Source organism: Mycolicibacterium iranicum (genome assembly GCF_014190915.1).
GTDB lineage: Bacteria > Actinomycetota > Actinomycetes > Mycobacteriales > Mycobacteriaceae > Mycobacterium > Mycobacterium iranicum_B.
Genome location: NZ_JACHVU010000001.1, coordinates 409169 through 422167, shown reverse-complemented (window position 1 = coordinate 422167; position 12999 = coordinate 409169). Strand labels below are relative to the sequence as shown.

General features: G+C 63.7%; 8 protein-coding genes. 6 read left to right on the top strand and 2 right to left on the bottom strand.

Annotation, left to right across the window (positions count from 1 at the left end; all coding sequences use genetic code 11):
* The first annotated feature begins 52 nt into the window (after positions 1–52).
* From FHR72_RS01910 to FHR72_RS01885, 6 genes are read left to right on the top strand one after another with little or no spacing between them, the layout of a single operon-like run.
* On the top strand, positions 53–1456 hold the full coding sequence (locus tag FHR72_RS01910; protein ID WP_183466205.1) for an aldehyde dehydrogenase family protein: 1404 nt from the start codon (positions 53–55) through the stop codon (positions 1454–1456).
* Positions 1457–1493: 37 nt separating this feature from the next.
* Positions 1494–2357 (top strand): SDR family oxidoreductase, encoded by an 864-nt coding sequence (locus FHR72_RS01905; protein WP_183466204.1) that lies wholly within the window; start codon positions 1494–1496, stop codon positions 2355–2357.
* 8 nt (positions 2358–2365) lie between these two features.
* The gene (locus FHR72_RS01900; RefSeq protein WP_183466203.1) at positions 2366–3331 is read left to right on the top strand and encodes an NADPH:quinone oxidoreductase family protein; all 966 of its coding nucleotides are present in this window, start codon (positions 2366–2368) and stop codon (positions 3329–3331) included.
* Between the two features lie 4 nt (positions 3332–3335).
* Entirely contained in the window at positions 3336–4034 is a 699-nt protein-coding gene (locus tag FHR72_RS01895; RefSeq protein WP_183466202.1) for a haloacid dehalogenase type II, read from the top strand.
* Between the two features lie 33 nt (positions 4035–4067).
* Positions 4068–4472, top strand: coding sequence for a PPOX class F420-dependent oxidoreductase (locus FHR72_RS01890; RefSeq protein WP_183466201.1), 405 nt, complete (start codon positions 4068–4070; stop codon positions 4470–4472).
* Between the two features lie 32 nt (positions 4473–4504).
* The gene (locus tag FHR72_RS01885; RefSeq protein WP_183466200.1) at positions 4505–4990 is read left to right on the top strand and encodes a DUF456 domain-containing protein; all 486 of its coding nucleotides are present in this window, start codon (positions 4505–4507) and stop codon (positions 4988–4990) included.
* A 278-nt stretch (positions 4991–5268) separates the two neighbouring features.
* On the opposite strand, the gene FHR72_RS01880 is transcribed toward FHR72_RS01885, so the two are convergent.
* Both FHR72_RS01880 and FHR72_RS01875 read right to left on the bottom strand, forming a co-directional pair.
* Entirely contained in the window at positions 5269–5745 is a 477-nt protein-coding gene (locus FHR72_RS01880) for a hypothetical protein (protein WP_183466199.1), read from the bottom strand.
* Positions 5746–6108: 363 nt separating this feature from the next.
* Complete coding sequence (locus FHR72_RS01875; protein ID WP_183466198.1) at positions 6109–12840, bottom strand: cadherin-like domain-containing protein; 6732 nt, start codon at positions 12838–12840, stop codon at positions 6109–6111.
* Positions 12841–12999: the final 159 nt, after the last annotated feature.

Here is a 12999-nt window from a genome sequence, read left to right as displayed (position 1 = left end):
ACCAGATGGTTGGTTAGGATTCGGGTACTCCGAGGTCGGGAAGGACCCCATCATGACCACCGAATCCGTCGCACCTGTCCACGCGGCCGCCGACGCCGACATCCCCGCCATCGTCAGCCGTCTGCGGCAGACGTTCGCCACCGGGCGCACCCGCAGCATCCAGTGGCGCAAGGAACAGCTGCTCGCGCTGGGCCGTCTGATGAGCGAGAACGAGACTGCGATCGCCGACGCACTGGAGAAGGACCTCGGCCGCTCACCCTTCGAGGCGTGGCTGGCAGACGTCGCCAGCACCGCCGGCGAGGCGGCCTACGCCGCCAAGAACGTTGGTAAGTGGGCCAAGCGGCGCTACCGCCTGCTGGAGATGTCCCAGCTGCCCGGCCGGGGCTGGGTCGAGTACGAGCCGTTCGGCACCGTGCTGATCATCGGGGCGTGGAACTTCCCGTTCGCGCTCACCCTGGGCCCGGCCGTCGGCGCGATCGCCGCCGGAAACACCGTGGTGCTCAAGCCTTCCGAGGTGGCTCCCGCGTCGTCCGCATTGATGGCCGAACTGGTTCCCCGCTACCTCGACAACGACGCGATCGCCGTCATCGAGGGTGACGGGTCGGTCAGCCAGGAGCTCATCGCGCAGGGCTTCGACCACCTGTTGTTCACCGGCGGCACCGAGGTCGGCAGGCGCGTCTACGAGGGTGCCGCCCCGCACCTGACCCCCGTCACGTTGGAACTGGGCGGCAAGAGCCCGGTGATCGTGTCCGCCGACGCCGACATCGACGTCGCCGCCAAGCGCATCGCGTGGACCAAGCTGATCAACTCCGGCCAGATCTGCATCGCTCCCGACTACGTGCTGGCCGACGCGTCGATCCGGGACGAACTCGTCGACAAGCTGCGCAAGACGATCGACACGTTCGAAGCGGGCAACACCGGTAAGCGCATCGTGAACGAGCGTCACTTCAACCGGCTCGCCAACGCCCTGGCGGCGACCAAGGGCACCGTCGCCGTCGGCGGGCAATCCGACGCCGTCAATCTGAAGATCCAGCCCACCGTGGTGGTCGATCCCGACCCCGCCGAGCCGTTGATGACCGATGAGATCTTCGGGCCCATCCTGCCCGTGCTGACGGTCCAAAACCTGGACGAGGCAATCTCTTTCGTCAACGCGCGGCCCAAGCCGCTGGCCGCCTACCTGTTCACCAAGGCCAAGGCGGTGCGCGAGCGGGTGATCCGGGACGTGCCCGCCGGCGGCATGGTCGTCAACCACCTGATCTTCCATTTCGCCACCCACAAACTGCCGTTCGGCGGTGTCGGACCGTCCGGTCTGGGCGCCTACCACGGCAAGTTCGGCTTCGAGACGTTCAGCCACAAGAAGTCGGTGCTGACCAAGCCGACCCGACCCGACCTCACGGCCATCATCTACCCGCCGTATACAGAGAAGGCGTTCAAGCTGGCGCGCAAGCTGTTCTAGCCTTGCACGCGTCCGGTCCCCGAAGAGAGGAACATCAGTGCCAGGAGTGCAGGATCGTGTCATCGTCGTCACGGGTGCCGGAGGGGGGCTCGGGCGTGAATATGCGCTGACCCTCGCACGCGAGGGTGCCAGCGTCGTCGTCAACGACCTCGGCGGCGCGCGCGACGGAACCGGCGCCGGACACAACATGGCCGACGACGTGGTCAAGGAGATCAAGGACGCCGGCGGCCGCGCGGTCGCCAACTACGACTCCGTGGCCGAGCCCGAGGGTGCCGCCAACATCATCAAGACCGCCGTCGACGAGTTCGGCAAGGTCGACGGTGTCGTGAGCAACGCGGGCATCCTGCGCGACGGCACCTTCCACAAGATGGAGTTCGCCAACTGGGACGCCGTGCTCAAGGTGCACCTCTACGGCGGCTACAACGTCATCCGCGCCGCGTGGCCGCACTTCCGCGAGAACGGTTTCGGCCGTGTCGTCGTCGCGACCTCCACGTCCGGCCTGTTCGGGAACTTCGGTCAGGCCAACTACGGCGCCGCCAAGCTCGGCCTCGTCGGACTGATCAACACGCTCTCGCAGGAGGGCGCCAAGTACAACATCAAGGCCAACGCCGTCGCACCGATCGCGGCCACGCGCATGACGCAGGACATCCTGCCGCCCGAGGTGTTCGAGAAGCTGACGCCCGAGTACGTCGCGCCGATCGTGGCCTACCTGTGCACCGAAGAGGTCCCCGAGACCGCCTCGGTGTTCATCGTCGGTGGCGGCAAGGTCCAGCGCGTCGCGTTGTTCCAGAACAGCGGCGTCACGTTCACCGAGGTGCCGTCGGTCGACGACGTCGCGGGCAAGTGGAACGAGATCGCCGACCTCTCGGCGGCCGAGCGCGCCACGTTCAGCCTCGGCTGATCAGCTGTATGAAAGCGCTTGTTGCGCAGGAACTCACCGGACCTTCCGGGCTGGCCTACACCGACGTCGACGACCCCTCCTGCTCTGATGCCGCCGTGGTCGTCGACGTGGGTGCGGCCGGCGTCTGCTTCCCCGACCTGCTGATGCTGCGCGGCGAGTATCAGATGAAGATGCCGCCACCGTTCGTTCCGGGTGTCGAGGTGGCGGGCACGGTGCGGTCGGCGCCGGCCGGATCGGGTCTCGCTGCGGGGCAGCGGGTTTCGGCGTTCAGTCTGCTGGGTGGGTGGGCCGAACAGGTCGCCGTTCCGGTGGATGCCGTCATTCCGACGAGCGAGGTGCTCGACGACGGCTCCGCGGTGTGCCTGCTGGGCAACTACTACACGATGTATTTCGCGCTGCAGCGTCGTGGCGCGCTGCAGCCCGGCGAGACGGTGCTCGTGCTCGGGTCGGGCGGTGGGGTCGGTACGGCGTCGGTGCAGATCGCGAAGGCATTGGGCGCCAGGGTGATTGCGATGGTGCACCGGACGTCCGCGGTTGAGTTCGTCGAATCCCTGGGCGCGGACGTCGTGCTCCCGCTGACCGAGGGCTGGCTCGACGCGGTCAAGAAGGAGACAGGTGGCCGCGGTGTGGACCTCGTCGTCGACCCCATCGGCGGGTCGGCCTTCGACGATGCCGTCCGCGCTCTGGCCACCGAGGGCCGGCTGCTCGTGATCGGCTTCGCCGCGGGCGGCATCCCGACGGTCAAGGTGAATCGGCTGCTGCTGCGCAATGTCAGCGTGGTCGGCGTCGGATGGGGCGAGTTCGTCAACCGCACTCCGGGCGCCCAGGCCGAGGTCGGTGCCGCACTGGCGCGGTTGGTCGACGGCGGTCTGAGACCCCCTGCGCCTGTGCGTTTTCCGCTGTCCGACGGGGCGGCGGCGCTGCAGGCGCTCGCCGACGGGGACATTCACGGCAAGCTGGTTCTGGAGCCCTGACACCATGATCCGGGCGCTCGCCTTCGACGTCTTCGGCACCGTCGTGGATTGGCGCTCGAGCGTCATCGGCGAGCTGGTGGACTTCGGCGCCCGCAGGGGCGTCAATGCGGACTGGGCGCAGATGGCCGACGACTGGCGCGCGGGCTACGTCCCGGCGATGGACCGGGTGCGCCGGGGAGAGCTGCCCTGGACGCGGCTCGACGACCTGCACCGGGCGCGGTTGGTCGAGTTGCTGACGGCGGCGGGCATCGACGCGCCCGACGCCGAGATCGACGATCTCAACCGTGCCTGGCACCGATTGGACCCGTGGCCGGACAGCGTCGCCGGGCTGACACGGCTCAAGCGCCGATTCACCATCACCACGCTGTCGAACGGGAACGTCTCCCTGCTGACCAACATGGCCAAGCGTGCCGGACTCCCGTGGGACTGCGTGCTGTCGGCGGAGATCTTCCGGCACTACAAACCCGACCGCGAGGCCTACCTCGGATGCGCCCAGATCCTCGACATCGCGCCCGACGAGCTGATGCTCGTCGCCGCGCACCCCGGCGATCTGCGCGCCGCCCGGGACGCCGGTCTGCAGACGGCGTTCGTCTTCCGGCCGGCAGAACACGGCCCGGACCGGACTCTGCGCAGGCCCGACCCCGCTGAATTCGATGTCAGCGCAGACGATTTCCTCGATCTGGCCGACCAGCTCGACGCCTGATTCGCCCGGTGCCGGAACGGGTATGTGCGCCGAATGCCGGTGCCGCTCCCTCCCGCCCTGATCGACCTACTGAACAAACCCAGCCCGTGCTTCGTGGCCACGGTGATGCCCGACGGTTCGCCACAGCTCACCGAGACGTGGGTGACCACCGACGGGCACAACGTCGTACTGAACATCGTCGGCGGCACGCAGAAGGACCGGAACCTGCGCCGGGATCCGCGGGTGGCCGTCAACATCGTCGACCCGGCGGAAATCAGCCGGTTCTACGAAGTGCGCGGCCGCGCGGTCTCGATGACCACCGAGGGCGGCAAGGAGAGCATCGACGAGATCTCCCACAAGTACCTCGGGATCCCGTACCCGAACTTCAGCGGCAATCCGGACGAGACGCGGGTCATCGTCACGATCGAGGCCGACAAGGTCAACTCGCCTGCCCGCTGACCGCGAAGCGGTGAGCCCGTAGTGTCGCTGACGTGAGTGCCCTCGGCATCGTTCTCGTCGCGCTGGTCATCGCCGTCGGACTGGTCGGCATCGTGGTGCCGATCCTGCCCGGCGGCATCCTGGTGATCGGCGCGATCGGCGTATGGGCGTTCATGGTGAACACCGCGACATCCTGGGTGGTGTTCGGCATCGCCGCAGCCCTGTTCATCGCGTCGGCGATCATCAAATACACCTGGCCCGTCAAACGCATGCGGGCGGCCGATGTCCGCACCTCGGTACTCGTGGTCGGCGGCATCGCCGGTGTGGTGGGCTTTTTCGTCATCCCGGTCGTCGGCCTGCTGATCGGCTTCGTGCTCGGGGTGTTCGCCGCCGAGCTGAGCATTCGCGGCGATGCGCGCCGGGCCTGGGCGTCGACGTGGCACGCGCTCAAAGGCGTCGCGCTCTCGGTGGGCGTCGAACTGTCCGGCGCCCTGCTGGCGACGCTGGCGTGGGTCGTCGGGGTCGTCCTGACGGTCTAGCTCGCATGGCGCGTGCGGCGGGCCCACGCGTCGGCGAGGCGGAGCAGCACGGTGCGTTCGCGCCCCCGAGGCGGGACCTACAGAAAATAGGTGCCATGCGACGAAACCGATCGAGTAGGTCCGGCCGAATTTTCGGTTATTTCAACGGGGGAGACAAGACTGCGGCCCGATGGCCCTGGCCGCCCTCGTCCGGAACGATTACCGCGACTCGGCTGTACAGCGCACTGCGTCCCGGCTGCGAAGGCCTTCCTGCTCTGGCTGCGGATTGTTTATTCGCATCAATAACCCAGCGCGAAGCCCTTGACGCCACTGTATGGACTCGAGGTGCGGCTTGATACCCAGAAAAAGGAATAACCCGATGATTCCCCCTCCGGGGCCGTCTTGGTATCTACGGACACATCGTTGAAAATTTGAATTCGTGCGGCTTGATCCGACCGCACAAAAGTCTCAAACCATGCCAACACCTTGGCGCAGTCCTGTTCGGCTTCGGAGTACTTCGGAGATTCCATCATGACCGCGAAGTGAGAATAGCTGGGGTAATCGGGCGTGCCATCGCTGGCTACGGAACCGCAGTACTCACCTACATCGCCATTATATGTAATCCGGTCACCAACCTGGTAAGTTTCGCCGCCGAACTCGACGGTTTGGCCTGCCTCACTTGATAATCCGCCATCTCCGCCACTGCAACCGGCTGCGCCGGCCAAGAAGACGATACACAGCAGCAACTGCAGCCTAGCTCGAAATTTCGTTCCCATTGGCCCAACCCCCTAGTTGCTAGGCACTATAACAATATCGCGGGCACGGCGACGGTTGGCAAGGAAATTGCTAGATCTACTCGACCAGATCGCACGGCATCACATAAGCAAGCTGATCCCACCGAAGACCAGCCTTCTCCCTCAAGACGCGGCAGGAATCCCCCCTTTCACCGACTGAGGGTTCGCCACCAGAATACTTTCGAGTCTCAGACGAGGACCTGCCGCCTTTCCTGCGAGCGCGCAATGGCACCACCGGGACCCGACCACACAGCAACACAATTCCGGAACGTTGAATCTCGTGCGACGAAATACGAAGTCCGTTCGCAGGGTGTGCGGGCGAAACGCGCGTAAAGAAACGCCATTTCACAGCGGGGTTGGGGTCGGGTTTCCCGGCACGATGACGTCGCTGCTAAGAAATCGGTCGATTGCCGCGTCAGCAGCAAAGTTGCCGTAGTGGCCCTCGTCATACATCTTCGCGAGGTCTTGGTAGGTCGCGTACGTGCCGTGGACGCGGAACGGATCTAGGAAGTAGTTCTCAGTAGCAGCGTTGCCGATTAGTATCTGACCCCGATCGCTGGCGAGCCGTCGGGCCTTGGTCAGCGATTGCATTAGCCAGTCGGGGAATGGGATGGCGGCATCAATGATGTAGCGAGCCACTAGTTCCGGTATTACGACCTCGTCCTGCGCATCCTGGATGTGCAGGACGTCCAAATTCACATTTGAGGTGACTGGGCTGCCGAACGTCAGGATCGTCCCGAGGGGGGCATCGAAGCCCAGTCGTGCCCACTGGTTCGCGAGATTCTGAGCGTCAATACCACCTTGGCTGTAGCCCACGATCATCACCTCGGAAACGGTTCCGCACGTGGCGTTTTCGCGGCACTGCTGAAGCACATTCTTAATTGCAGCCACCTGATCACCCTTGACGTTACCGAGTTCGGTCGGGACGTTCTCGCCGATAGCTTGGTTGCCAGTGAGTAGGTAGGCAGGTACGGTCCCCCCGATGTACACAATCAGTCGGTTCTGACCTAGGTCATTTCGGACTGTTTGAACAAAAACACCGCCATTGCCGTCATTAGGAAGATTTCGTACGTTTTTCCAGAGGTCTTCCACCGAGTTGGCGTCCGCTATGCCGGCGACGTAGTCGACGCCGCTCAACAGATAGAGGGTTCCCCCCTCGTCGCTGGTCCGCAACTTCAAAGCGCGCCCACCGAGGGCGATCGTCTCTCCGATCTGTGAGCCGGCGGTGGCGTCGAAGACCTCAAGACCGCCGTTCCAACGTGTGACGTACACCTTGGTGCCGTCCCGGCTGACGGCCATACCTGTTATTTGTGGAGAAGTGCTTGACCGGTCAATCTCTAGTCTTGTATCCGCTACGACGTAGGGCTGGGACGCCGCTATGGAGACGATGTGGCCGGTCTCCGTGAATACGCGAGTGCCGTCCGGACTGATTGCGAGTCGCTGCGAGAACAAATCGGAATCCGTCAGACGGGTAATAAAGAGAGTGCTGAGCTGCCTTGTCTTGGTGTCGACGACGCCGAGATGATAGTTGCCGGCGCCGGTGACGCCCGGAGTGATGCCAACATAGAAATGCTCACCGTCGTTCGCCAAAGCTAGGCCTTGCACAATCCCCTCCTGGCGCATGGACTCGGGGATCGACACGCGGGTGATGTCCACTTGGTCTGCGACATCAACTATCCATATTGTTCCAACTGGGTGCAGTTGCCTGGGGTTCGGGACGTCTGCGTCCGTCGGAAGGTAGACACGCTCGCCGATGACATAAAGCTCTGTGCCATCGGCATTTACAGCTAGATCCTGAATGTAGGCGAAGTCGCTGCCCTGATTGAGTTCGATCGGAGACCGATCCAGTTCGAGGGCGGGACCACTGGTGTCCACGACGTGTACCAGTGCCCTGTATCTACCAGTTTCCTGCACATGGCTGGTGACGAATAAGCGTGTTCCGTAGGCCGCTATTGCCATCCCGTTGCCAGCAGCGGACACCCCAGCACTGGGAATACTCAGCGTACTGACGACTCTGTTGGTCACGGGGTCGATCGCTGCTATCTCGATCCCCAGGGATGTCCGGCGGACGGCGTACAACATCAAGTTGTCGTCACTGACAACAAAGTTCGAGTAGTCGCCGTACACGCGCGCGATGCTCGGCAATCCTCGCGCCGGGTCCGGTTGGCTGCTGGCAATAGGCAGCCGTGTCCCGTCGTAGTCATTGAGAAGAACAAGGTTGCCAGCCGAATCGATGTTGACGGTTCCAGTCCGGACACCGACATTGTGGTGGATGACGCTGTTAGTCACGGCGTTGATGACGCTCACCGTATTCAACGCACCATTCGTTACGTAGATGTTGCCCCGGTCGTCGGCGTAGACGCTGTTCGCGTTGGCACCCACTCCTATTGTGCTGGCCGCCAACGTGGCTGGATTTATCACTGAAATGGTCTTTCCCGCAGAGGTTGTCACATAAATGCGGCCAGCGCCGTCCCGTGTAATCCTCGTGGGTGCCCCCAATACTCTGATGTTGAAGTAAGTCAGATCAGAACTATTGCTGGTCACCTGCTGCGACCGGCTAACCGCCCGCAGCGGTTGACTGAGCTGACCACTGATGACCGTCACGTTGTCATCGAGGGGGTGGGTCACGTAAATAGTGCCGCCATCAACCGCGATCCCGCTCGGGTTGCGTCCTCCGCTGCTGACGGTGCGCAAGATCTGACCATTCTGATTGACCAGGGTGATGGTCGAGTCACCAAAGTTGGCGACGTAGACGACGCCATTGGAGTCGACCACAGCATCGATCGGCCCAGAACCTATACCGGCCAGCGTCTGAGTTGTGTAGTCATCGAGGTCAATCACGGACACACTGTCGCTACCGAAATTGGTGATATAGGCCCGGTCAGCGGACATAGAAATGCTGGTCGGTACAGCGCCCACTGCGATCGTCCGAAGCTGCGCTGCGTCGGCGTCAAGGATGCTGACCGTGCCGTCCTGCGCGTCGGTGATCCAGACACGACCGCGCCCGTCGATGGCAACATCGCTGGGGCTCCGTCCGACACGAACCGTCCGAACAACCCGGCCATCAGGCTCGAGGATGGAGAGGCTAGCCGCGCCATCATTGATTACGTATATGCGACCATCTGCAGCCACGGCAACACCGTTGGGCCTGCTTCCTCGCATCTCCAGACCGTTGGTAACAGCGGCTATGGATGCCAGCGCCTCTGCGGCAACAGGGACCGACGCGCTGTGCAGTCCGTCGGTGACGGATACAGAGAACTGGACAGAATAGGCCTTGCGCTCCGTCCAAGCTCGGGCGATTTCCTGTGCACTCGGCATGTATGTCCATTGCCCGGTCGCGGCATTTACCGATAACGCGCCTCCGGCCGGCAGGTTCGGCACACTGAAGCTCAATGGGTCCCCGTCGGGGTCCGTGATATTCATATGTCCTGAGATGGCCCCGGTGCGGTCGTCGACCGCATCTACTGTGAAGGCAGTTTCGGCGACCACTGGTGGTCCGTTGTTCGGCGAGGGCCCCACTTCAGCGATTGGCGCTTCAACATCTACATGAATGTCAGCGTCGCCGTCAGTGGCGATGACTGAGAATGTCGCTGTATCGAATTCTGCTGTACTGTAGGCGATCTCGCGGGCTCTACGCGTGGGCGTGTATGTCCAGTTGCCAGTAGCGGCGTCAATGGTGACGGCGCCAAGTCCCGGATCGATCGGATTGGCGAGCCTGTAATGCAGTCCGTCGCCATCAGGATCAATGACCTGGACGGTGCCGCTGACGACGCCGGTACGTTGATCGGTGGAATAGCCGAACGCGGGGTTTCCGACCTGTGGAGGCCGGTTGGTTTTGGCGGGGCTGATTGCGAGAACCACTGGAACGTATGCAACCCCGCCGTAACCGTCGGCGATGGAGACGGTGAAAGTGTCGGTCTTGGCCGACGCAGGTGCACCGGACGTCGCGGCGGCGGCGCGAGCGGCCGCCGTGGGCGTGTAGGTGAATGACCCGTTGGCGCCGACCGTGACGGCGCCTTTCTCGGTTGAGGCCGTGCCGCTGTAGGTGAGGGTGTCACCGTCGGGATCAGAACCGATGACAGTGCCGAAAACAACACCGGTTGTCGGGTTCGGTTGTCCCGCATCGACTGTGGCGGTCGGTGCAGTGTTCCGAGGGCTGATCGACACCGACACAGGCACTGTGGTGACCCCCCCGCGACCGTCGGTGATAGTCACTGCGAAGGTGTCGGTCTTGGCCGATGCAGGCGCGTTGAGCGCAGCGGCGGCGTGGCGCGCGGACCCGGTGGGGGTGTAGGTGAAACTACCGTTGGTGTTGACGGTGACCGTGCCTTTGGCCGTGTCGGTGGAACCACCGTAGGTCAGCGGGTCACCGTCCGGGTCGGTCGCCGTTACCGTGCCGGTCACGGTGCCGGTCGATGTATTAGGTTCATTTAGAATGGGTTTCGCGTTGCCGGGTGCGGAATTGGTGGGCAGGATGGCGATCGTTACGGGGATGGTGGCCACCGCGCCGAGGCTGTCCTTCGCGGTGACGTTGATGGTGTCGGTGGCAGTGCTGGGGTCGCCGTTACCAGCTGCGGCCCGTGCGGCCGGCGTCGGTGCGTAGGTGAAGGATCCGCGGCTGGTGACGGTGAATCTGCCCTTCCCGGTGGTGGTGGTGCCCGCGGTATAGATGATCCTGTCGCCGTCGGGGTCAACGGCGTTGACGGTGCCTGTGACCGCGCCGGTTGTGGCGTTGGGTGCGGCGGTGGTTGGTATGCCTGTTTGCGGGGCATCGTTTCGCGGTGCGATGGTGACTGAAACGCTGACGGTTTTGATGCCGCCGTGTCCGTCGTCGACGGTGATCTTGAATCGCTCTGTATCGGTGCCGCGGGTGGTCCGCGCTTTCTCACGCGCCGCCTCGGTCGGCGCGTAGTTGAAGGTGCCGTCGGCGTTGAGGGTGATTGCTCCGCTCGTCAAGGGAGAAGCCGTATATGTGAGGGTGTCGCCGTCGCGATCGCGTGAGGTGATGCGGCCGGTTACGACGCCGCTGGCAGGATCGGGTTTGGCGACAGTCGATCTCGTCGATGTCGGTGTGCTGTTCAGCGGTGGGATGGTGACCGTGATCGGTACCGAGGCGATACCGCCTTTGCCATCGCTGACTGTGACCGTGAAGGTGTCTGTCTTAGCGGACGCAGGTGCGTCGTTGGCGGCGGCGGCGTGGCGGGCGGCTGCGGTCGGGGTGTAGGTGAAGGAGCCGCCGGACGTGACGGTGGCCGTGCCTTTGCCGGTGGTCATTCCGGTGTAGGTGAGCCGGTCCTTGTCGCTGTCGATGGCAACCACGCTGCCGGTGACCCGTCCCGACGAGCTGGGGGAGCCCTGCCGACGAATAGTCACCACCGGGGCAGAGTTCTTGCCTTCCAATTTTGCGGTGTCGATCACGGTGACGGTGCCGTTGGTTCCACTCGTGTAGATCCGCCGACCATCGGCACTGATGGTGATCTCGCCGGGCCAGGCGCCAATCTCAATGGCGCTCAACACAGTTGAATTAGAGGTGTCGACAACGGAGACGACGCCCCAATCCGAACCGAATCCGTAGACGTACAGCCGCGTTCCATCAGGACTCACGGCCATGCTGGATGACATGCTTGTCACCGATATGACGTCGCCGATAGTTGTGCCGCTGGCAGCGTCGATGATGTGAACTGTGTTGTTCTCGCCCGCGGCGTAGAAACGCTGCTCGTCCGGACTAACAGCCAAGACTGCGGCAGTCGTCGGAATCTTCGGTCCGATGACCGCGCCTGTGGCCGCGTCGAGCACGGCGACGTGAGTGGCTTGGGCGTCGAAGTCGTACGTTTGGACGAACAGTCGTTTTCCATCGCGGCTGACTGCCATGAATTGTTGCCCGCCGGCAACCGCCATCGGCGCCCCCACAGCTTTCAGGGTTGCGACGTCGATCACCGTGATCGCACTGTCTCGGTTGAAATTCTGGCTGTGGCTGACGTAGACACGGCGGCCATCGGGGCTGACCACTATTTGGCGCGGATCCTCAGGTATCGCGATGGGTTCGCCGATGACGCGGTTGGTGGCCGTGTCGATGATCTTGACGATGTTCTCGGCATTGACCGTCACGAAAAGTCGTTTGCCATCGGGCGTGAGGGCCAGACCATAGGGTCCCTCGCCCACGCTGATGGACCGAAGGGGCCGTCCGCTACCTGCGTCTACGACACGGACCGACCCGCTGTCCATGTCGGCGACATACAGCCGGCGTCCATCCGGACTGAGAACGATCCCTTGGAGGTACTTTCCGATTCGAGAGCTCACTACGACAGCGTCGTCTGGCCACAGAACCTCCGCCGATGTCGAGGTCGTGGCGGCGGCCTGCTGCGTGAGCGTGGGGTCACCCGCCCGCCGAGCGGCGGCCAGAAACGCCAGCAGCAAGGGCGAGTCCGGCGGCGCCGCGGGGTCGGTACCCATCAGGGGCTTCAGCGCGGCAGTCAACCACCGCTGAACCGGTCCGGCTGAGCCCGACCCTTCGTTCGCCAGTTCAACCAGCTCGACCGGCGGCGGGGGTGGTTCCGCAAGCACGGCCGCTGCAGCTTTGACGGGCAGTCCTTCTTCAAGGGTTGCGGCATTTGGCGTCAACGTAGTGTTCGGCAATACTTCATCCGCTCCGACGGCCTTGTCAGCGCGAGCCGGGCCGCCGAACTCGTCCGCTGGCGCCGATTCCGTTGCAGCAGAACCGCCGGTGGCCTCTCCTTCGGCCTCACTGTCGTCCCGGCCCGAGGAACCTGCGCGGTCTCTGGACGTGACAGCCTTACCTTCTGAAGGCGGGACGTCCGGGCCCGACGTCTCGACGGTGTCCTCGTCGACGATGTCTGGATCAACCGATTCGGGATCTGGCGATTCACCCGAGCTGGACGAGGTGTCTTCGGTCTCGGTTTCCGTTTGTGGGGCGTCCCGAACCGCATCGCCGCGGCCGGAACCCGAGCCGACGCCGTCGGTCGATGAGGAGGTTGATGCCTCCGGATCTGCGAGAGCGATCCCGGGGCAGGATGCCACTGCTGCGCCAATTCCCAACGCCACGGCCAAAGCACCCACGCGACCCACATACCGTGCACAACCCACTGAGATTTCCCCGCCCGCTATAAGCGCCCGTCGTAGGCACGGTCAAGCCAACCGCTAACAGCAGCTGCTGCGGTACGCACCCGTTTGCCTATGACGCCGCACTGACACTTTGCTACTCATCGAGCATTAAAG